Origin of the sequence: Caulobacter sp. CCH9-E1, assembly GCF_001556515.1 — a bacterium.
Lineage (GTDB): Bacteria > Pseudomonadota > Alphaproteobacteria > Caulobacterales > Caulobacteraceae > Caulobacter.
The window spans coordinates 29,821-51,228 of sequence record NZ_LSJA01000098.1; the positions used below are offsets into that span (position 1 = coordinate 29,821).

Genomic DNA, 21,408 nt, shown 5'->3' on the forward strand with positions numbered 1-21,408 from the left:
CTTTAAAACGTGGTCCGGCCGCCGGAGGTGTCGAAGGTCGCGGCGGTGGTGAAGCTGCACTCTTCCGACGCCATGAAGCAGACCATGGCGGCGCTCTCGTGGACTTCGCCCAGGCGGCCCATCGGGATCTTGCCCTTCATGTACTCGACCTGGCTCGGCGGAAGCTGGTCGAGGATCGGGCTCTCGAAAGTGGCTGGCGTCAGGCTGTTGGCGATCACGCCCTTGGTGGCCAGTTCCTTGCCCAGCGACTTGGTCAGGCCGATCACCGCCGCCTTGGAGGCCGAATAGGCGCCGGCGTTGGGATTGCCTTCCTTGCCGGCCACCGAGGCGACATTGACGATCCGGCCATAGCCGTTCGTCAGCATGAACGGCACGACGGCCTTGCAGCTGTAGAAGACGCCGTTGACGTTGATGTCGAACACGCGCTTCCAGCTGTCCGTCGGGTACTCGTAAACGGTGGCCGTGGCGCCTGTGATGCCCGCCGAGGCGACCAAGATGTCGATCCGACCCAGGGCGGCGTTGGCGCTCTGGGCGGCTGCCTGCACGGCGACTTCGTCCGACACGTCGAGCGCCGCGGTGTGGCTGGCGCCCACCTCGGCGGCGGCGGTCTTCACGCCTTCCGCGTCCACGTCCCACAGCGAGACCTTGCCGCCCTCGGCGACGATGCGCGCGGCGACCGCCTTGCCCAGGCCGGAAGCCCCGCCGGTAACGACGGCCGTACGGCCCGCAAAACGATTTGCGAAGACGGTGCTCACGCGACGCCTTCCTTGGTCCAGGAGACGACGAGCTGGCGCTGCTCGCCCAGCTTCTCGATGCCCAGGCGCATCTCGTCGCCGGCCTTCAGATAGACGGGCTCAGGCTTCTGGCCCATGCCAACGCCCGGCGGGGTGCCGGTGGTGATCAGGTCGCCGGGCTCCAGCGTCATGAATTCGCTGATGTAGGAAACCAGCTTGCTGATCGGGAAGATCATGGTCTTGGACGAGCCGTCCTGCTTGCGCTGGCCGTTGACCTCCAGCCACATGCCGAGGTTCTGCGGGTCGCCGACCTCGTCCGAGGTCACGAGCCACGGGCCGATCGGGCCGAAGGTGTCGCAGCCCTTGCCCTTGTCCCAGGTGCCGCCGCGCTCGATCTGGAAGGCGCGTTCGGAGACGTCGTTGATCAGGACGTAGCCAGCGACATAGCCCAGGGCCTCGGCTTCCGAGACGTAGCGGGCGCGCGAACCGATCACGACGCCCAGTTCGACTTCCCAGTCGGTCTTCAGCGAGCCCTTGGGCAGCATCACCGGGTCGTTGGGACCCTGGATGCAGCTGACCGCCTTGGTGAAGATCACGGGCTCTTCGGGGATCGGCAGGTTCGACTCGGCCGCGTGGTCGGCGAAGTTCAGTCCGACGGCGATGAACTTGCTGACGCCCGCGACCGGGCAGCCGTAGCGCGGCGCGCCCTCGACGAGGGGCAGGGTGGCCGGATCGATCGACGCCAGGGTGTTCAGACTGGCGGGCGACAGCTGGGCGCCGGTGATGTCGGGCACGTGGCCTGACAGGTCGCGGATCTTGCCGTCGGCGTCGAGGAGGCCGGGCTTCTCGGAGCCCTTGGAGCCGTAGCGGAGCAGTTTCATAGGTCTTGAGCCTTCAGGGAGGACTAGCGGGCGTAAGGCCGGTGCAGACCGACCTCGCGATTGAGTTCGACGCCGAAGCCCGGCGCGTCGGAGAGCTTGAGCTTGCCGTTCACCGGCACGGGTTCGCCGATCAGTTGCGGGTGGAACATCGGCACCACCTCGTCGGCCTTGGGAGCCATCATCAGGAACTCGGCGAACGGGCTGTTATGGCGCGTGATGACGAAGTGGTAGCTGTAGACGGACGAGCCGTGCGGGATCATCAGCACGCCCTTGCTGTCGGCCAGGTTGGCGATCTTGATCAGCTCGGTGACGCCGCCGCACCAGCCCACGTCCGGCTGGATGATGTCGCAGCACTCCATCTCCAGCAGCATGCGGAAGCCCCAGCGGGTGGCTTCGTGCTCGCCGGTGGTGACCAGCATGCCGGGAGGCGCGTTCTTCTTCAGATCGCGATAGCCCCAGTAGTCGTCGGGGCTCAGCGCCTCCTCGATCCACTTGAGGCCATACTCATGGGCCTTGTGGGCCAGCTTGGTGGCGTAGTTGAGATCCAGCGACATCCAGCAGTCGAACATCAGCCAGAAGTCCTCGCCGCAACGCTCGCGCATCGTGGCCAACTCTTCGATGTTCTTACGCAGGCCTTCCTCGCCCTCGGCCGGGCCGTGGTGCAGGGGCATCTTGCCGCCGATGAAGCCCATCTGCTTGGCCAGGTCCGGACGCGCGCCCGTGGCGTAGAAGGTCAGCTCGTCGCGGACCTTGCCGCCCAGCAGGGCGTAGACGGGTTCTTGGCGCAGCTTGCCGAGCAGGTCGTAGAGCGCCAGGTCGACGCCCGAGATGGCGTTCACCACCAAGCCCTTGCGGCCATAGTATTGGGTCGAGAAGTACATCTGGTCCCAGATCTTCTCGACCTCGCTGGGATCGCGGCCTTCCAGGAAGCGCGAGAGGTGCTTTTCGACGATGTAGGCGGCGGGTTCGCCGCCGGTGGTGACCGCGAAGCCGATCGTGCCGTCCGCGGCCTCGATCTCGACGACCAGCGTGCCCAGCACGTTGATGCCGAAGCTCTGGCGGCTCTGGCGGTACTCGGGATAGCGCGACATCGGCGTGGCGATGTGGTCATCGATCCAGTGACCCGCGCCTTGGTCGTGATAGTCGGCGCCGCCCCCCCGGACGACGAAGGCGCGGACGTGCTTGATGACCGGGAACGCCATGAACGACGAGGCTCCAACCTATTGGGTGGCCGTTTCGACGACCCCCGGGACGAGGAAGCCCATCCGCCGAATATTTTCGGCAAGACTGGACGCGGTTTGCCCGCGCCTACCTCCCCAATACAACCTATGACACGCTAACGGTTCACTTGGCTCGTCGGCGATGAGAGTCGCCACGCGCCCGCTTGCCTTGCGTTCCACAATATGAGAGGTAGTGCTATAAAATGAAACGAGCGTCAAGGGGAACGGGGACGATGGCGGGGGACGACAAAACGGCGCCCAAGTCTCCGAGCGGCAGCCAGACCCTGTTCCGCGGTTTGGATCTTCTGGACGTGGTCGCCGAGTCCGGAACCATCGCGTTGCCAGCGCTCGCCAAGCAGCTGGGCCTGACCCGCAGCACGACGCACCGCCTCGCCACCGCCCTGGTCGAGCGCCGGCTCCTGTCGCAGGCGCCGCGCGAGGGCTATAGCCTGGGCTCCAAGCTCCTGGAGCTCGGCTATCTGGCCAGCCAGCAGATGGACCTGCCGCGTATCGCGCGGCCGCATCTCGAAAAGCTCTGGGAAGACACCGAGGACACGGTGCACCTGGGCGTGCTGGACGATGACCGGGCGCTCTATCTCGACAAGCTGACCGGCCGACGCCGGATCAACATCAGCTCGCGCGTGGGCGATCGCCAGCCGATCCGCTCGACGGGCCTGGGCAAGGCGCTTGTGCTGGATGAGCGCGAGGACCGCTGGCGTACGCTCTATCGCTCCGAAGGCCCGCCCGCGCCAGGCGCGCCCGACGAAGCGCAATGGATCGACTGGATGCGCGACTACGCCCAGCGCGGAGTCGCCTTCGACCTGGAAGAAAACGAGGACCGCATCCGCTGCGTCGCCGCGCCGATCCGCGGGGCCTCGGGCCAGATCGTCGGGGCGATCAGCGTCTCCGGCGCGGCCCAGTACATGGACGACGACCGCATGAAGGCGCTTGTGGACGACGTCCGCGACACCGCCAACGCCATCGGTCGCGATCTCGGCTGGAACGGCAAGAGGACCACCGTCGGCAAGCGCTAGGCGGCGGTAACGGAGTGGAGGAACGATGCTTCTGAAGGACAAGGTGGTGCTGGTGACCGGCGCCTCGCAGGGGATCGGCAAGGCCGCCGCGATCGGCTGCGCCCGGCACGGCGCGGACGTGGCGATCAACTACCATTCCGACGAAGCGGGCGCGGCCGACGCCGTGCGCGAGATCGAAGCGCTTGGCCGTCGCGCGATCGCCGTGAAGGGCGACGTGGCCGAGGTCGACACCGCCCAGGCCTTCGTTCAAGCCGCCGTGCAAGCGTTCGGCAAGGTCGACGTGTTCGTCAATAACGCCGGCATCTGTCCGTTCCACGCCTTCCTCGACATGCCGCCCGAGGTCATGGAGCGGACGATGAAGGTCAACCTGTTCGGCGCCTACTACATGGTCCAGGCGGCCGCCAATCAGATGGTCCGTCAAGGCCACGGCGGCGCGATCATCGCCGTCAGCTCGATCAGCGCGCTGGTCGGCGGCGGCATGCAGACCCACTACACCCCGACCAAGGCCGGGGTGCACAGCCTGATGCAGTCGACGGCCATCGCGCTGGGCAAGCACGGCATCCGCTGCAACTCGGTGCTGCCGGGCACAATCGAGACCGCCATCAACAAGGAAGACCTCTCCGACGTCGCCAAGCGCGAATACATGGAAGGCCGCATCCCGCTGGGACGCCTGGGAGAGCCCGACGACCTGGCCGGGCCCATCGTGTTCCTGGCCTCGGATCTCGCCAAGTACGTCACCGGCGCGGCCCTGCTGGTCGACGGCGGCGCCTTCGTGAACCTGCAGTAGGCCGATGATCGTCTCCTCCACGACCGACTTCCGCGAGGCGGCGCGACGCAAGCTGCCGCGCTTCCTGTTCGACTATATCGACGGCGGCGCCTATGCCGAGCGGACGCTTCAGCGCAACGTCTCCGACCTGGCCGACATCGCTTTGCGCCAACGGGTGCTGAAGGACGTCTCGGCCGGCGATCCCTCGACCACGCTGTTCGGCGTCAAGCAGGCCCTTCCGGTCGCCCTGGCGCCGGTCGGGCTGACGGGCATGTATGCTCGCCGGGGCGAAGTCCAGGCCGCCCGCGCCGCGGCTAAGAAGGGCGTGCCGTTCTGCTTGTCCACCGTGTCGGTCTGCGACGTCGACGAGGTCAGCAAGGCCTCGTCCGCGCCCATCTGGTTCCAGCTCTATGTTTTGCGCGACCGGGCGTTCATGCGCGACCTGCTGGTCCGTGCGCGAGACGCCGGCGCCACGGCCCTGGTGTTCACGGTCGACATGCCGGTGCCCGGCGCCCGCTACCGCGACGCCCACTCGGGCATGAGCGGCCCGAACGCCGCCGCCAGACGGATCGTCCAGGCGATGTTCAAGCCGTCCTGGGCCTGGGACGTCGGCGTGATGGGCCGTCCCCACACGCTCGGCAATGTCGCGCCGGTGCTGGGCGAGAACTCCGGCCTCGAGGACTTCATGGGATGGCTGGGGGCGAACTTTGATCCGTCCATCCAGTGGAAGGACCTGGAGTGGATCCGCGACCTCTGGAAGGGGCCGTTGATCATCAAGGGCGTGCTCGATCCGGAGGACGCCAAGGCCGCCGCCGACATCGGCGCCGACGGGGTGGTGGTCTCCAACCATGGCGGGCGACAGCTGGACGGTGTGCTGTCCAGCGCCCGCGCGCTGCCGGCGATCGCCGAGGCGGTGGGAGACCGGCTGACCGTGCTGGCCGACAGCGGCGTGCGTTCGGGGCTCGACGTCGTGCGAATGCTGGCTCTGGGCGCCAAGGGAGTCCTGCTGGGCCGCGCCTTCGTCTACGCCCTGGCCGCGCGCGGTGAGGCGGGCGTGACCCAACTGCTGGACCTGATCGAGAAGGAGATGCGCGTCGCCATGGCCCTGACCGGCGTGCGCGACGTCGCCAGCATCGACCGATCCATTCTCGCGGAGTTGAAGTCGTGATCGCCGCTCTCGCGCTCGCGGCCGCCGTCGCGGCGACGCCGCCACGCGTCGTCATCGCCAGCGACTCCACGGCCGCCAACTACAGCGCCGAGCGCTACCCGCAGATGGGCTGGGGCATGGTGCTGAAGTGCTCGCTGGACCCGAATGTGGAGGTCGTAAACCTGGCGCGCGGCGGTCGCTCGACCAAGACCTTCATCGAGGAGGGGCTATGGGACCAACTGGTCGCTCAGCTCCGCCCCGGCGACACGGTGCTGATTCAGTTCGGCCACAACGACGCCGACACCAAGAAGATGGAGCGCCATACAGATCCGAACGGCGCCTACGACGTCAATCTGCGGCGCTTCGTGGCCGACGTCCGCAAGGCCAAGGCGACGCCGGTGCTGGTCACCCCGATCGCCCGCTGGATGTGGGAGAATGGCGAGCCCAAGGACGCCCACGGGCCATACGCAGCGACGATCCATCGTGTGGCCGCCGACCTGAAGGTTCCGCTGGTCGACCTCGATGGCGACATGATGGCGGCGCTGAAGGCGAGGGGAGAGCTCGCCTCGCAAAGGCTCTATCTCCAGTACAAGCCCTATGACCACGTCGCGCGCTATCCCGAAGGGATCGCCGACGACACCCACATCAACGAGGCGGGGGCGCGTCTCGGCGCGGCGCTGGTTGCGACGCGGCTGGCGAGCCTGAAGCTGCCGATCTCGCGTCACGTTCAACCGGCGTCCGTCGCCGGTCAGCCGCGACTGGGCGGCCCCAGCTGTCCGGGAGACTGACCATGAAGCGCTCACCCGCCGTTCTGACCTTGGCGGTCATAGCGGTCGTCCTGACGACCGGACCCAGCCTCGCGGCGCCGAAGCCAAAACCCGCCGTGGCGGCCGCGCCGCTTTCCACCTGGTCGGCGGCGTGGTTCAGCGCGCCGCTGCCGCCGGCGGCGGTGGCCCGGCCGAACGAGGTGCGAGCCTTCACGGACGCCACCGTTCGCCAGGTCGTCAGGCTCAACCTCGGCGGCGACGCCGTCCGCCTACGGCTGACCAACGAACTGAGCGAACGGGGCCTGAAGGTCGGCGCGATGACCGTCGCGCTGGCGGACGCCGACGGGAAGCTCAAGGGGACGCCCGTTCCCGTCACCTTTGGCGGAAAGTCCGAGGCTTCGATGCCCCCCGGCGCGCCGCTGCTCAGCGATCCGATCGCGCTGCCGGTCAAGGCCATGGACCACCTGTCCGTCTCGACCTTCTATGTCGAGCCGACCGCGCCGGCCGGACACCGCATGCGCCTGTTCGTCTCGCCGCCCGGCAACCACGCCGGCAAGCGCGAGGTCCCCGGCGAGCAGGCTCTGCGCGGCCCCGGCCTGATCTCCGGCGTCGAGGTGCGCGGCGCCAGCCAGAGGCCCGTGATCGTCGCCATCGGCGACTCGATCACCGAAGGCGCGCGATCCACGCCCGACGCCAACATGGGTTGGCCCGAGCAGCTGGCGGCGCGGCTCGCGGCGCGCGGCGTCGATGTCGCCGTAGTCAACGCCGGGATCAGCGGCGGCCGGGTGCTGCGAGAAGGGGCGGGCCCCAGCGCCCTGACCCGCTTCGATCGCGACGTGCTTTCGATTCCGGGTCTATCCAGCGTGGTCCTGCTGGAGGGTATCAACGATATCGGTCGCCCCGCCCAGCCGGGCTACGCCAGCGAGACCGTCACCGCCGACGATCTGATCGCCGGCTATCGCCAGCTGATCGCGCGGGCCCACGCGCGCGGCGTGAAGATCCTGGCCGGCACGCTGCCGCCGTTCGAGGGCGCGATGTACTTCCACGCCGCCGGCGAGGCGACGCGCCAGGCGGTCAATGCCTGGATCCGGACCAGCGGCGAGTTCGACGGCGTCATCGATTTCGACGCGGCGATGAAGGATCCCGGCAAGCCGTCGCGAATGCTGGAAGGCCTGCACAGCGGCGACTTCCTGCATCCTGGCGACGCCGCATGGCCGAGGTGGCGGACAAAGCGCTGTTCGGCGGTCGTTGAGGCCGGCTCAGGGCCGCGTCTTGGCGATCTCCACCGCATAGACCTGGTTGGCGCCGTGCATGTTCGAGCGGAACACCAGCCACTTGACGTCCGGCGTGAAGTTGACGTTCGGCTCCAGCCGATAGTCGTGGCCGCGCATGTCGACCAGGCGCTCGGACTCCAGGACGCCGGGGCTGATCAGGTGCTCGGCGCCGGGCGCGTGGATGCCCGCCACGTCCGGAATGGCGCGCGGCTTGAGCAGCACGATCCATTTGCCGTCGGAGGCGTGGGCGACCATCTCGCTGTCGCCGCCGTCGCCGGCGAAGAGCTTGCCGTCGGGCGACGAGTTGAAGTGAACCGACCAGTCATTGCGCTGGACGTGCAGCCAAGTTCGCTTGCTGGTCGCGATCTCGTAGCCCGCGACCCAGAAGTCCTCGCCGCGCGGGGTCTGCAGATCGTACCAGACGGTCTTGCCGTCGGCGCTGAACCACTCGTGGCCAGCGATCTCCATGTTCATGGTGCGGGTGTGGATCTTGACCGGCGCGTCGCCCGTCTTGTCGGTCCGCACCAGCCATAGCCGATCGACCTTGTGCCACGGCCCCTCGTGGCAGAACATCAGGAGGCCCGGATCGGTCGGCGAGAACTGCAGGTGGTTCAGCCAGTCCGCAGCCTGATGCACGACCTTGCGCTCGCCGGTGACCGTGTTGATCGTGAAGATCTCCATCGGGATGCGGCTGTCCAGGCGCGCATTCAGCTGCACCTCGCGCCCTTCGGCGTAGGACAGATCCTTTCCGTCGGCGCTTTTGACGTCGTCCGGGTTCTTGGGGAGGGCGTCGGCCAGGTTCGGCGGGATCGGGACGTCCGTGCGGACGGCGACGCCGGCCAGCAGGGTTTCGTCCGCATTGATCGTCTGGAAGCCGCCGCGATCCACCTTGGCGACCTCGCGGGTGACCTTGGTGTAGGGATCGGCGGCCATCACGACCTTTGGGCCCATGGGATCGGCGGTCAGCGCCTTCTCGTAGTAGACCGCCCCCGTCTTGCGGCCGACGAACAGCAGCTTGACCTTACCCTCGACGATCCTGGTCAGGGCGCGGGTCTTCAGGTCCATCGCCGTGACGCCGGTCGGCGTCGCGAAGACCAGCCGGTCGCCCTTGGGCGTATAGGCGTTGTAGTTGAAATAGAGGCTGGAGCTGCCGGGCTCGCGCGACAGGCGGACGATCCGGTGGCCGGTGGCCTTGTCGACCCACTCCACCGGCGGCTCGGGCGCGCCGGGCTTGGCAGTGGTCTGCAGGTCTTGGGCCAGCGCCAAGCCCGCCAGCAGCAGGGCGGCCGCGCCGCCGATCAGGAACGACTTCATTGCGAGGCCTTGCGGGTTACGATGGCCGCTGGCTTGGGCGTCTCCATGCCCTCGCCGAGATGGAAGCTCGTATGCGGCGGCTGGTTGTAGGCGGTGTTCTGCCAGGCGATCGAGACGCGGTACTGAGGATCGTGCATCAGTGTCGCCAGCCGCCGCTCGGTGGGGTAGGGCGTGACGTAAATCCGCAGCGACCTGTTATCTTCCGCCCGCAGGATCAACTCTTCGCGCCAGTCGCCCAGGATGTCGGCCGACAGCGTCGGCGTGGCCTTGGTGCCGTTGTTCGAGGTCATGCCCTCGGCGGTGAGCAGCGGGACCGACTGGCCGGTCTTCCAGTCCCACTTGCTGATCTGGTTCCTGTCCAGCAGTTCCCGCAGCTCGTCGCCGTCCCACCAGATCGCGAAGTTGCTCTGGCGCGGATGCTTCACGCCTTCGATGACCTTGCCTTGGGCGGTGTAGAGCGCGTCCTGATTCGAGCCCCAGGCCTCGTCTCCAGAGAAGCGCGGATCGATGTCGGCGGCTAGGCCCCGCCCGGTGTCGTGATCGGTCGGCGTGCTCCAAAGAACCTTGCCGGTGCGCGCGTCCAACATGGCCGCGCCGACGCCGCCATTGGCCTTCGGGCTCTCGTGGACGCCGAACTTCTCCAGGCCCGGATGCGTCGGATCGAGGTCGCCCACATGCATGGCGTCGCCATGGAACAGGCGGGCGCTCCACAGGCCCTCGCCATTGTCGTCGATCGCCATGGAGCCGTAGAGGATCTCGTCGCGGCCGTCGCCATCCACATCGGCGACGCTGAGCTGGTGGTTGCCCTGGCCGCCATAGGCCTCGTTGCCAGGGGCGGCGCTGTCGAACAGCCAGCGCTGGGTCAGCTTGCCGTCGCGATAGTCCCAGGCGGCGATGGTCGAGCGCGCGTAGTAGCCGCGTCCCATGATGATGCTGGGCCGCTGGCCGTCCAGATAGGCCGTGCCGGCCAGGAAACGATCCGAGCGGTTGCCGTAGCCGTCGCCCCAGACCTGCGTCATCTGCTCGACGCTGGGCGCGTCCGTGCGCGGGTCGCGCGGGGGCGAGTAGGGCGCGCTGGCTAGCGCCTTGCCCGTCGCGCCTTCGAAGATGGTCAGGAACTCGGGGCCCTTGAGGATCCGACCCTGAACCTTGGCGACCTTGGTCCCGTCCGGCTGGACGAAGGCGCCGGTGCGGTCGGCCTGGGGGCGCTCGCCGCCGGTCTCGCGCCAGTCGGCGTTGGGATCGCCCAGCGCTTTGCCGGCCCCGTCGATCGTCCCGTCGCTGGTGCGCACGGCGATCTCGGCCTTGCCGTCGCCGTCATAGTCATAGACCTCGAACTGGGTGTAGTGCGCGCCGGCCCGGATATTGCGGCCAAGATCGATGCGCCACAGCCGCCGCCCCTCCAGCGTATAGGCGTCGAGATGGACGTTCCCGGCATAGCCGCCGAAGGCGTTGTCCTTGGAGTTGGTCGGGTCCCACTTCAGAACGATCTCGTAGCGACCGTCGCCGTCCAGATCGCCGACGCTGGCGTCGTTGGCCGTATAGGCATAGGCCTCGCCGGCCGGTGTGACACCGCCCGGCGGCGGCTCGATCGGGATCGAGAGATAGCCTTCGGCCCAGACCTTGGCGGGCGCGCTGGCGGGGCCTTCCTGGCCCTTGCTGACCGGCCGCACCGTGTAGATCCCGGCGCCGGGCCTCCTGTCGACGAAGTTCGTGGCCCCGGTCAGCGGCTTGGCGTTCAGCTTCCGGCCATCGCGATAGACGTTGAAAGCCGCGCCGCTCGGATCGTCGCCCAGCAATCGCCAGCTGACCAGCACGCCGCCATCGACCGCCGGAACCGCCACGACGCCCCGATCCAGCGCCTCCATCCAACGCGGCGCGGCTTGAGCGGCGGCGCTGGCCTGCAGCAAGGCCAGGGCGCAGGCGCCGGCGCCGAGTCGGGTTCGGAAGAGCTTGTGCATGGCGGCCTCCCTCAAGCCTACGCGATCCCGCGACCGCCTGGTGGCGGCTTCTGGAGGCCGTGCGCGCGCCTGATCGGGACGTCGCGGTTACACCATGAAATCGTCGTTTTGTCTTCCCATAAATTGCATTGACATCTCAATATATGGCACTTAGGAATTTGTCCTAACAATGAGCCGTTGTGCGTGGAGCGCGTCCCATGGGGCGAGCTCCCGCGCCACAGGCGTCCGGTCGTCCTCAGTCGGGCGACAAGGCCATGTAAGGGAGGGGCAACATGAAGTTCTCGACGGCTCGTCGCCGGAAGGCCGCCGCCACCGCGTCTATCCTGGCGCTGAGCGCCGGCATCGCCATCGCCGATCAGGCTGCGGCCCAGACCGCGCCCGCCAGCAACTCCGAGGCGACAGTCGTCGAGGAGATCGTGGTTGGCACCCGCGCCAGCCTGCAGTCCGCGATGAATCGCAAGAAGCGCGCGGGCACCATCTCCGACTCGATCGTCGCCGAGGACATCAGCCAGTTCCCCGACAAGAACGTCGGCGAGGCTCTGGGGCGCATCACTGGCGTACAGCTGGCGCGCGACTTCGGCGAAGGCAGCGCGGTGTCGATCCGCGGCGTCGAGCCCGACCTGAACCGGGTCGAGATCAACGGCATGAGCACGTTGTCCACGGCTGGCAACCTGCAGGTCTACGGCGGCGGCGGTCGTTCCAACGATTTCCGCGAGCTGGCCTCGGAGCTGGTCGCGTCCATCGACGTGTTCAAGGGCTTCACCGCCGACATGACCGAAGGCGGCGTCGGCGGCACGGTGTCGGTCAAGACCCGCAAGCCTCTGGACTTCAAGAAGCCGACCCTGTCGCTGACGGCCTCGGCCCAGAACCTCGACACCGCCAGCAAGTGGCGGCCGCGGGGGAACCTGTTCGCCGCGACCCGCCTGCTGGATGGCCGCCTGGGTCTGATGGCGAACGTCACTTACGACAAGGTCGACACGCGGGGCGACTATGTCCGCAACACGTCGTGGGGCCGGTTCGCCGACTTCGACAACTCGGCCAACAAGACGGTCGACTACTACAGCACCGCCTACAACGCGCAGATCAACGCCTTGGCCAAGGGCGTGACCACGGCGGCAGGCTGCAGCACGCTGACCACGCCCGACGCCACCCAGATTTCGACCACCAACCTGCGCACCGCTTGCCTTTCGCAATGGTACGATTACGCCCCGCGCACCGCGCGTTATGGCGTCTGGACTCGGAACGATGAGCGCATCTCCGCCGAGTTCACCGTCCAGTACCGCTTTACCGACAAGATCGACGCCTGGGTCAGCTACAATCGCAACGAGCGCAAAAACCGTCTCAACGACATCAACTACGGCACCGACTTCACGTCGGTCACGCGTCTGCGTAACGCCGCCTCGGCCACAGCCTGCTCGGCCACCGACACGACGGCGTCGTCGGTCAAGGTCGACGCCAACCACAACGTCACGTCCTACACGCTGGGCAATTGCCTGACCACGTCGGCCGCCGGCGGCTACGGCGGGTTCGGCATCAGCGCCCGCGATTTCTCGAACGACACCAGCAGCAACTACTACAACTTCGGCGCCAACTACCGCGGCGACCGCCTGCAGGTGGAGTTCCAGGGCTCCAAGGCCGACACCAGCAACGTCGCTCAGACCAACAATGTCAGTGTAACCTTCGACACGCCCGGGATGGCGGTGACGCTGGACCCGGCGACCGGCAATCCGTCGTTCGCCTTCGCGAGCGGCTACAGCCCGTCCGACGCCTCGGCGATCCGCCAGTGGCAGATTCAATACCGTCCATCCAACGCGGCCTCTAAGGAAGAGCAGTACAAGCTCGACTTCGACTACGACACGCGCCTGCCGTTCATCCCGAAGATCGAGTTCGGCGGTCGTGCGACCGACTTCTCGACCAAGGGCTATGGCTACGGCGGCTTCATCCTGAACGCCGGCTCGAACCCATACTCGACCGCCGACGACACCGTCATCTACTCGAACGCCGTCAACTCGACGGCCACGATCCTGTCGTCCCAGGCGCTGGATCAGACCAGCCCGGTCAACGCTTCGGCGGCTTCGACGACGGGTTACTGGTCGACGACCGAGACCTGGTCGCGCGCCTTCTCGAATTCGGTCTTCGCTCAGGCGATGACGGGCCTGCCCAGCGACTTCTATTTCGGGGGCGGCTCGATCCCGTCGACCTGGAACTATCCCAACTTCAGCTCGGTAGCGCAGTACCTCGATACTTCGCACTTCAACCTGAACAATCTCGAGCGGACCACGGGCAGCGATGGCAAGAGCTATGGCCAGTTCCCGTACTACATCGCCGAGAAGACCGACGCCCAGTACCTGAAGTTCAACTACGAGTTCCCGCTGGGCGCCTACGACGTCGAAGGCAACTTCGGTTGGCGTCGGGTCCACACCGAGACTTCGGGCAGCGGTGTCTCCACGCGTCAGCAGACCTATGCGGCTACTAACGGCGGCTCTTCGACGACCTACACAATCGGCAACTCGCTCGCGAGCATGAAGAAGAGCTACACGGTGTGGCTGCCGAGCTTCAACGCGGGACTGTGGGTCATCCCGAACCGGCTCACCGCTCGCGCGGGCTTCGCCCAGCTGATGGCCCGTCCGCGGATGGACTTCCTGATGCCGACGGTGACCTGCACCACCGACAACTCGCCCGACGCGAACGGCGAGTTCGACGAACCGAGCTGCAACGCCGGCAATCCGGAGCTGAAGCCCTATCGCGCCAACCAGTACGACCTGTCGTTCGAATACTATCCGAACCAGGACACCCAGGTCTCGGTCGGCCTGTTCAAGAAGGATATCGAGTCGTTCTACGTCTCCAGCCGCACCTTGATCGGTAAGCGCGACGTGTACGGCGATGGTACGCTGTACAACTACAACACCTACATCAACGGCGACGGCGCCAAGATCTCGGGCGTGGAAATCACGGCCAAAACCGCTTTCACCTTCCTGCCGGGCTTGCTTTCGGGCCTCGGCGTCGACGCGAACTACACCTACCAGAAGGCCAAGAACGTCCGCCTGTACTCGCAGCTCGACGGCTCGCCGCTGCCGTTCCCGGGCCTGTCCTCCGACAGCGCCAACCTGACGGTCTGGTACGACAAGGGTCCGATCAACGCCCGTCTGGCCTACAACTACCGGTCCAAGTATCTGGTCTCGGCGGCCGATAACTCGGGCCAGCCGGTCTACCGTGACCCGACCGGCTATCTCGACGGCAAGATCACCTGGAAGCCGCAGCAGCTGTTCGGCGTCCAGAACATCTCGTTCTTCGTCGAAGGCAAGAACCTGACCAAGGAAGAAGAGCGCTCGACCGCTGGCGACATCCGCCTGACCGAGCTCGGCTATTTCGGCCGCCGATTCTTCGTTGGCATGGGTCTGAAGTTCTAGGGCGCGACTAGGAGCGAGGCGCGGCGGGCGCCTCGCGCCTTCGTTTTGCTTTTCGCGACCGGAAAGAAGCCGGCCGGGGACTTCCGCCCCGCGCCGGCCTTTTTTTCTGCGTGGGTTGTCAGCGGCCCAGGCGGGTAACCGCAAAGTCTCGGATGCGCAGATGGCTCTGCGTGGTCCGCAGGCCGAACCAGCCGCGGCGATAGGGCGCTGGATCGTCGAGGTCGAATAGCCGCCGGCCGTCGCTCCAGTATTCGATGCGCGAACCGTCGGCGACGAGCCGCACCGAAGTCCAGCGGTTGGGAGTCAGCATCTCGTCCGGCGCGCCGTGGTCGTGGCGCGGCAGCAGCGGGCGTTCGCCGGGGCGACCGACATAGCGCCGGAAGCGGGTGGTCGTATTGCCGTTGCCGCCCTGACCGACATAGTAGGTCTCCAGGGTGTCGTAGTCGGCGAAGGCGCCGCTTCGGCGATGCTTCAACGGCGAGCCGCCGCCGACCTCGCGCGCCATCCAGAAGGCGTTCAGGTCGCTGACCCGATCGTAGGGGCCGCCCTCGGACACCGCCATGGCCTGGTAGGTGATCGCGATCGGGCCGACCAATTCGGGCTTGAACCAGGCCGTCAGGCCCGCCGGCGTCATTATATCCAGCACGCCGTCGCGCGCCGTCACGACAGCCGGCTTTTCCGCCTCCACGACCCATTGGCCAAGGCTCTGGCGGAAATCGTCGGCGAACAGGCGGCTTGGCGGCGGCTCCGCGGCGAAAGGTGTCGCGGCGAGGCTTGCCAACAGGCTGCGGCGGTCGAGCATCAGGCGGTCTCCGTCTCGCGCACGTTCTCGAACAGGCGCGTCGGGCGCGGGTCCGGTGCGACGGTCTCGATCACGAGGTTTTCGATCTTCAGGCCGTCCACGTGCCGCGCCCACAGGCCGTGGGCGGGGGAGGGGCCGAACATGCTGGGCTCGGGATAGGCTTGCGGCAGGTCACCGGGCCGCCGTTCGGCCCATGCGGGCGATCCGCCGCCCCTATAGGACAGGCGGATGTTCGACAGGGTGACATCCTTGATCGGCGAGTCTGGCAAGCCGGCGATCGTGGCGGCGTAGTCCGGCAGGATGTCGGTCGCCTCGATGTCGCGCAGGACGATGCCGCGCATCGCGCCCAGGGGCGCGCCCTCCGGCCCTCGACGTCGGTCGCCGACGCGCAGGAAGATCGGCGCGGTGGTGACCTCCCGCATCACCAAACGCTCGGCGACGACGTTCTCCATCGTCCCGCCGTCGACCACCTCCAGCGCCAGGCCGCGCGACCGGTTGAAGCGGCAGTCGCGGATGACGATGTCGCGAAAACCGCCGTTCGACTCCGTGCCCAGCTTGATGCGGCCGGTGACGCGGTCCTGGTCGGGCGCGAGCTGCTGGGTCCGGCCGAAGGTTCCGTCCAGCATCGTGCCGAGATCGAAGCCGCTGACCTCGCAGTGCTGGATAGTCACGCGCTCGGTGGGGATGACCTCGCCCAGGGCCAGCGAGCTTTTCAGCACGATGGCGTCGTCGTTGGGACTGTTTACGCGACACCCGGACACCAGCACGTCCCGGCAGGCGTCGATGTCCAGCCCGTCGCGATTGGTGTCGATGAGGAGGTCGCGCAGCACTAGGTCCTCACATCCCGTGGCCAGCACCGCGAAGTGGCCGCCTCGGAAGATCGTCAGGCCCTCGATCCGCGCCCGCCTCACGCGCTTGAGAGCGATGGTCTTGTTACCGAGCCCCGCCATCGCCTCGATCGCCGGCGACAGCTCGGCCAGGGTCTCCGCGGACAGGCCGGCCATGCTCAGCGGAAACTCGCCGGCTTGGCGCGACCAGCGCGAGCCTGGGCCTTCGCGGGTGAGGCCAGCGCCGTCGATGAGGCCGGGACCCAGGATCGCGACGTCCTCGAGATCCTCGCCCCAGATCAGGCTGTTGCGCCAGTGGCTGTGCCCGAAGTCCTGCCAGCGATCGTGCGGATTGGGCTCGGCCGGATCATAGGCGCCGCCGTGACGCGCCGGATCGGCCGCCTCCAGCACGCATCCTTCCTCCAGCCGCAGGGTGACGCCGCTGAGCAGCCGGATCGAGAAGGACAGATGGCGACCCGCCGGCAGCACCACCTCGCCGCCGCCGCGTGCATGGGCATGGACGATCGCCGCGTTGATCGCGTCGGTCGCCAGGGCGGGACCGCCTCGCGTCATGCGTAGAGACCATGCCGTCGAAAGAAGACGTCCAGCGCCAGCATGGACGGGGCGATCTGGCCATCCGGCCCCTTCAGGCCAAAGCCGTGGCCGCCGACCTCCTGCAGGTGCATCTCGACGGGGATCTTCCTGGCGCGGAGGGCTTGCCACATCAGGACGCTGTTCTCGACCGGGACCACCTTGTCGTCCGCCGCGGCGGCGATGAAGGTCGGCGGGGCGTCGGCGGGCACGTGCTGCTCGGCCGACACGGCCTGGCGCTGGGCGTCTGTCGGGTTCGGGCCCAGCAGTTGCTTCAGCGACTGGCCGTGGGCGTAGGGCGCCGTACCGGTGATCACGGGATAGAACAGGCCGGCCGCGAAGGGACGGGTCGGCAGCTTGTCGGCCTCGTCGACCGGCGCGTAGGTCTCACGACCGTACTGGGTGGCGAGCCGCGCGGCGACGTGACCGCCAGCGGAGAAGCCGATCACCGCGACCTTGGCCGGATCGACGCCTAGCGAGGGCGCGCGCGCCCGGATCAGCCGGATGGCGCGCTGAGCATCCTGCAGCGCCACGTCGGGACCGGCCTCCCAGCCGTCGGCGGGTAGGCGGTAGTCCATGACGAAGGCGGTGATCCCCAGGCTGGCCAGCCACGCATCGATCGGGCCGCCGTTCTTGCCGACCGCCACGCGCACATAGCCGCCGCCGGGAATCATCAGCACCGCCGCGCCGTTCGGCTTGGCGGGGCGGCGCATGGTCAGCCAGGGCTTGGTCACGTTCAGGAACGCGGTGTCGTTTGGATCACCGCCCGGCGTGCGCAGGATCACTTGCTCGGTGACGGTGACCTTCTCGCCGCCGGGCGCGCCCTGGGGCCAAAGGTCCACGGTCTCGACGGCCGACGGCGCGTTCTGAGCGCGAGCGACGACGGGCAGGGCGGCCATGCCGGCGGCGAGGGCCAGCACGGCGCGGCGGTCAGTTTCCACGGAGCTGCTCCTGGCTGGCGGCCGCGCTGGGCGGCAGGGCGAAGGTGTCGGGCGAAGGCGGACGGGCCGGGTCAAACGGCGCCAAGTCGGTCGCCAGGTGCGCGGCCAGGGCGGGAACGCTGGCGCGGAGGCCTTCCACCACGCAGCGCGCCAGTTGATAGGCGCCGTAGTTGTTGTGGTGAGTCAGGTCCTTGCCCCCGTCATTGAACGCCTTCCAGGCCTCCTTGGGCCCGAGCGCCTCGTAGAACACGGCGCTCATGGCGTGCAGGTCGATCAGCGGAACGTCCAGCGCGTGCGCCGTCTCGCGCATGGCCTTGGGATAGTCGCCCAGCGTGTCGACCACCTTGCCGGCCGCGTCGAAGCGGTGGCGATGCATCGACGTGACGAACACCGGCGTCGCGCCGCGCCGCCGCGCTTCGCCGGCATAGACGCGCAGATAGTCGCGATAGGTCGTGGCGGCCTCGGCGTAGCTCTGCGGCCACTGGGTCTTCTGGTCGTTGTGTCCGAACTGGATCAGCATCCAGTCGCCGGGCTTGATCCGACTGAGGATCTTGTCCAGGCGGCGCTCGATCAGGAACGATTTGAGCGTCTCGCCGGACTCGGCGTGGTTGGCGACCGAGATCTCGGGCTTGAAGAAGCGGGGCAGCATCTGGCCCCAGCCGGCGGCTGGCTCGAAGCGCTGATCGGTGACGGTGGAGTCGCCGGCCAGGAACACGGTCGGGACGGTGACGGGCTCGACGCGCAGGCGGCGGATGGCGGCGGTCGGGCCGAGAAACTCGAGGGTCAGCTTGTCGTCCCAGTCGTAGCTGCCTTCCTCGCGCGGATTGAGCAGCACCCGGGTCTCGCCCGGCGCGTTCGGCGGCGGCGGGGCGAGATCGGGCCGGCGCACATTGACGACGATTGTCCGGCGCTCGGTCTTGCCCGCGGCGACGGGGACGCTCTCGAGCATCAGCCGTCTGGACTCGGCCTTGACGGTGGTCTCCGAGGCTTTGGCGGCGCCGAGCTCCAGGGTGACGCGATAGTCGCCTTCGGGAACGCGAACCGAGAAGAGTTGGCCAGGGCCCGGCTCCCAGCCATGGTCCGTGGAGGAGTCGTAAGGGGTCCGAGGCGCTGTCTCTAAATCAAAGGCCCACACGGGCGCGACCTCCCTGGCCAGCGAGATGCTAGGCGCGAGCGCGAGGCCCGCCAGCAAGGCGCGCCGATCCAGGATCATGCCGCCTCCCTCGCGCGCAGAGTCCGCTCTCTTGGTAGCGGCGCTCGCTGACGGATTCAATGTCAAAATACAGGATATTGTCCTGTTATGTGGGAATTAAGGGGTGGCTGTTTGCGGCGTATCGTTCGCGACCACGGGGGGCGCCGGACGCGTCGTGCGCCACAGGATCAGGCCCAGGGCGCCCAGGGTCAGCTCGCGCAGTCGTCGCAGCAGCGATAGGGCCATCGCCTGGTCTGGCGAAAGGCCCAGCGCGCCGCCCAGCAACAGATAGCCGCCTTCCTGCACGCCCAGCGCTCCAGGAATGGCGAAGCCCACGACCTTGGCCGTCTGCGCCAGTCCCTCGACGATCAGCGCCTGGACCAGGGTGGGATGCAGGCCCAGCGCCCACATCGACACATAGGTCTCGAAGGCTCCCGCCAGCCAGGCCGCCATGTGCCAGGCCCAGGAAGCGCCGATCTCCTTCCGACGCGCGCCGATGTCGCGAAAGGCGTCGCCCAGCGCGCCGACGCGGCTCGCGATCGCGGTCCAGCGCTGCGAGAACTGTCCGATCCGCTGGCCCACCCCCGCCTTATGGGCGACGAACAGGCTGGCGGCGATCAGCGCCACGACGCTGACCAGGGTCAGGCCGGCCTGCGCCAGGCGCGGATCGCGCAGCGTGACAAGGGCCACCGCCAAGCTGGCCAGGACGAACAGGACCAGACCCACCGTGCCGGCCAGGACGTCGACGACGCAGCTGGCCGTGCTCTCGGCCAGGCTGAGGCCCTTACGAACGGCCAGCTTGGCGCGGACCACTTCGCCGCCGACCTGGGCCACGGGCAGCAAGGCGTTGACGGCCTCCTTGATCAGCCGCAGGCGAAACAGGAAGGGCAGGGAGGGGCGGCGGTCGGGCGGCAGCAGCACTTGCCAGCCGACCGTGGCGAAGAACGTCACCGGAAGGTGGGCCGCGATGACAAGAACGGCCTGCCAGCCGACCTGGGCCAGGATTTCGCGCACGGCGCCGGCGCCGTGGGTGGCCAGAAGGATCGCCAACAGCGCGACGCCGGCGGTCAGCAGCCAGCCTCGCGCCGACGCCCCGCGCTTACCCGCCTTTTCGGTCATGCCGCCGAGCGCGCGCGAGCGGTCGGGGCCGCTCCCAGTTCGCGATAGACGTCCAAGACGGCCGCGCAGATCGCATCCCAGTCGTAGGCGGCGCTGGAGGCGCGGGCCGTCCTGCCGATCCTCAAGCGGCGCAGCGGCTCGGCGATCAGGGCGCGAAGGGCCGCCGCATAGCTCGCCGCGTCCGCGCTCGGCGCCAGGACGCCGTCTTGGCCGTCGGTGATCAGGGCGCTGGTGCTAGGGGCGCGGGGACACAGAACCGCCAGGCCCGCCGCCATGCCTTCCAGGCTGGCGTTGCCGAAGGCCTCGGTCAGGCTGGGATTGAACAGGATGTCGGCGCTGGAGACGGCGCGGCCCAGGGCGTCGCCGTCCAGATGACCGGTGAAGATCGCGTTCGGCGCACGCTCTTCGAGGAAGGCGCGAGCGGGACCGTCGCCGATGATCAGCGGACGGATCGGCTGGTCGGCGAGGAGGGCCAGGGTCTCGGCCAGGACGTCGAGGCCCTTTTCCATGACCAGACGACCCAGGAACGCGACCACGACTTCGTTGTCGGCGATCCCCTGCGACCGCCGCCAGGCCATGTCCTTGCGCTCGGGCGAGAACCGGCCGCGATCGACGCCGCGTCCCCACACCCGCACTCGGTCGCCAAGGCCCTGCTCGCGCAGGAGGTCCGCGATCGGCGCGTTCGGCGCCAGCACACGGTCGCAGCCGCGATAGAAGCGATCCAGATAGCGCTCGACGGTCGGCCGCAGCCAGTCGAGGCCGTAGTAGGATAGGTAGGTCTCAAAGCGCGTATGAAGGCTGGCGACCACAGGCAGTCCGGCGGCGCGCGCCCAACGACCGGCCTGCGAGCCGAGAAGATCCGGGGCCGAAAGATGGACGATGTTCGGCTGAAAGGCGGCCAGGTCGGCCTTCAGGCTGGAGGTCAGGCCCAGCGCCAGGCGATATTCGCTACGCCCGGGGATGGCGACGGACGGCGCCGAGACCAGGTCGCCGGCGGGCTCGAAGGCCGGGGTGTCCGTGGTCGGCGAATAGACGCGGACCGTCGCGCCAGCCTCGATCAGATAGGCCGCAAGGCGATTCAGCGCCTGGTTGGAGCCGTCACGCGTGTAGTTGTAGTTGCCTGAGAAAAGGGCGAGGCGAAGGCCTTCGGCGGGCTTTTCCTCAGCGGGCTGACGAATATTTCTTTCCGCGCGCTGCACGACGCCTCCTGGTCTGACTCCGAGGCCCCCACCCGAATATGACAATGGGCATATGGTGGAATGGTTCAGGTTCCGGAAGGGGAAGGCCATCGGTCATCCCCACAATCTTTGGGGCAAGCTGAACCGAAGCTGAACCATGGGGTGCGGCGGATCGGCTGCCGACAAGAAGCGATCGACCGTTGCCGATTGATCCCCCTCGCGAAAAAAGAAGCCGCCGAGGCTTGCGCAA

The 21,408-nt window shown here is 67.8% G+C and carries 17 protein-coding genes and 1 pseudogene; 6 read left to right on the forward strand and 12 right to left on the reverse strand.

Annotated elements, in window-relative coordinates; genetic code table 11:
• Positions 1-2: 2 nt before the first annotated feature.
• The 3 genes from AX690_RS05995 to rhmD are packed head-to-tail and all read right to left on the reverse strand — an operon-like array spanning position 3 to position 2,817.
• Positions 3-755, reverse strand: a complete 753-nt coding sequence (locus AX690_RS05995; RefSeq protein WP_066685301.1) for an SDR family NAD(P)-dependent oxidoreductase — start codon at positions 753-755, stop codon at positions 3-5.
• A complete protein-coding gene (locus AX690_RS06000; RefSeq protein WP_066685298.1) occupies positions 752-1,615 on the reverse strand; it encodes a fumarylacetoacetate hydrolase family protein in 864 nt (287 codons plus the stop codon). Before AX690_RS06000 ends, AX690_RS05995 begins: the two co-directional genes overlap by 4 nt.
• 23 nt (positions 1,616-1,638) lie before the next feature.
• Entirely contained in the window at positions 1,639-2,817 is a 1,179-nt protein-coding gene (gene rhmD, locus AX690_RS06005) for an L-rhamnonate dehydratase (RefSeq protein WP_066685296.1), read from the reverse strand.
• 251 nt (positions 2,818-3,068) lie between these two features.
• Here rhmD and AX690_RS06010 point away from each other — a divergent pair, with 251 nt between their 5' ends.
• The 4 genes from AX690_RS06010 to AX690_RS06025 are packed head-to-tail and all read left to right on the forward strand — an operon-like array spanning position 3,069 to position 6,570.
• Positions 3,069-3,869 carry an IclR family transcriptional regulator gene (locus AX690_RS06010; protein WP_066685294.1) on the forward strand — a complete coding sequence of 267 codons (801 nt, stop codon included), beginning with the start codon at positions 3,069-3,071 and terminating at the stop codon, positions 3,867-3,869.
• Positions 3,870-3,894: 25 nt separating this feature from the next.
• A complete protein-coding gene (locus AX690_RS06015) occupies positions 3,895-4,656 on the forward strand; it encodes an SDR family NAD(P)-dependent oxidoreductase (protein ID WP_066685291.1) in 762 nt (253 codons plus the stop codon).
• 4 nt (positions 4,657-4,660) lie between these two features.
• Entirely contained in the window at positions 4,661-5,803 is a 1,143-nt protein-coding gene (lldD, locus tag AX690_RS06020; RefSeq protein ID WP_066685288.1) for an FMN-dependent L-lactate dehydrogenase LldD, read from the forward strand.
• Positions 5,800-6,570 carry a rhamnogalacturonan acetylesterase gene (locus tag AX690_RS06025; protein ID WP_066685284.1) on the forward strand — a complete coding sequence of 257 codons (771 nt, stop codon included), beginning with the start codon at positions 5,800-5,802 and terminating at the stop codon, positions 6,568-6,570. The genes lldD and AX690_RS06025 overlap by 4 nt, the downstream gene beginning before the upstream one ends.
• A gap of 460 nt (positions 6,571-7,030) precedes the next feature.
• On the opposite strand, the gene AX690_RS23210 is transcribed toward AX690_RS06025, so the two are convergent.
• The gene (locus tag AX690_RS23210) at positions 7,031-7,234 is read right to left on the reverse strand and encodes a hypothetical protein (protein ID WP_197426797.1); all 204 of its coding nucleotides are present in this window, start codon (positions 7,232-7,234) and stop codon (positions 7,031-7,033) included.
• Between the two features lie 13 nt (positions 7,235-7,247).
• Between AX690_RS23210 and AX690_RS24210 the strand changes: the two are divergent.
• Positions 7,248-7,700, forward strand: a pseudogene (locus tag AX690_RS24210) (GDSL-type esterase/lipase family protein); the annotation flags it as partial.
• 108 nt (positions 7,701-7,808) lie between these two features.
• On the opposite strand, the gene AX690_RS06035 reads toward AX690_RS24210, so the two are convergent.
• Entirely contained in the window at positions 7,809-9,137 is a 1,329-nt protein-coding gene (locus AX690_RS06035; RefSeq protein WP_066685274.1) for an oligogalacturonate lyase family protein, read from the reverse strand.
• Positions 9,134-11,098: a rhamnogalacturonan lyase gene (locus tag AX690_RS06040; RefSeq protein WP_066685272.1), complete on the reverse strand. Its 1,965-nt coding sequence runs from the start codon at positions 11,096-11,098 to the stop codon at positions 9,134-9,136. The genes AX690_RS06035 and AX690_RS06040 overlap by 4 nt, the downstream gene beginning before the upstream one ends.
• Before the next feature lie 272 nt (positions 11,099-11,370).
• Here AX690_RS06040 and AX690_RS06045 point away from each other — a divergent pair, with 272 nt between their 5' ends.
• Positions 11,371-14,508, forward strand: a complete 3,138-nt coding sequence (locus AX690_RS06045; RefSeq protein ID WP_066685270.1) for a TonB-dependent receptor — start codon at positions 11,371-11,373, stop codon at positions 14,506-14,508.
• 118 nt (positions 14,509-14,626) lie between these two features.
• Here the strand turns inward: AX690_RS06045 and AX690_RS06050 are convergent, their stop codons facing one another.
• From AX690_RS06050 to AX690_RS06075, 6 genes are all read right to left on the reverse strand, one after another.
• Positions 14,627-15,310: a DUF6250 domain-containing protein gene (locus tag AX690_RS06050; protein WP_066685268.1), complete on the reverse strand. Its 684-nt coding sequence runs from the start codon at positions 15,308-15,310 to the stop codon at positions 14,627-14,629.
• A complete protein-coding gene (locus AX690_RS06055; protein ID WP_066685265.1) occupies positions 15,310-16,710 on the reverse strand; it encodes a glycoside hydrolase family 28 protein in 1,401 nt (466 codons plus the stop codon). Before AX690_RS06055 ends, AX690_RS06050 begins: the two co-directional genes overlap by 1 nt.
• Positions 16,707-17,669, reverse strand: a complete 963-nt coding sequence (locus AX690_RS06060) for an alpha/beta hydrolase (RefSeq protein WP_231732131.1) — start codon at positions 17,667-17,669, stop codon at positions 16,707-16,709. Before AX690_RS06060 ends, AX690_RS06055 begins: the two co-directional genes overlap by 4 nt.
• On the reverse strand, positions 17,659-18,882 hold the full coding sequence (locus tag AX690_RS06065; protein ID WP_066685262.1) for a rhamnogalacturonan acetylesterase: 1,224 nt from the start codon (positions 18,880-18,882) through the stop codon (positions 17,659-17,661). The genes AX690_RS06060 and AX690_RS06065 overlap by 11 nt, the downstream gene beginning before the upstream one ends.
• Before the next feature lie 96 nt (positions 18,883-18,978).
• Entirely contained in the window at positions 18,979-19,980 is a 1,002-nt protein-coding gene (locus AX690_RS06070) for a flippase-like domain-containing protein (protein WP_066685259.1), read from the reverse strand.
• Complete coding sequence (locus tag AX690_RS06075) at positions 19,977-21,179, reverse strand: glycosyltransferase family 1 protein (RefSeq protein ID WP_082769530.1); 1,203 nt, start codon at positions 21,177-21,179, stop codon at positions 19,977-19,979. Before AX690_RS06075 ends, AX690_RS06070 begins: the two co-directional genes overlap by 4 nt.
• Between the last annotated feature and the right edge of the window lie 229 nt (positions 21,180-21,408).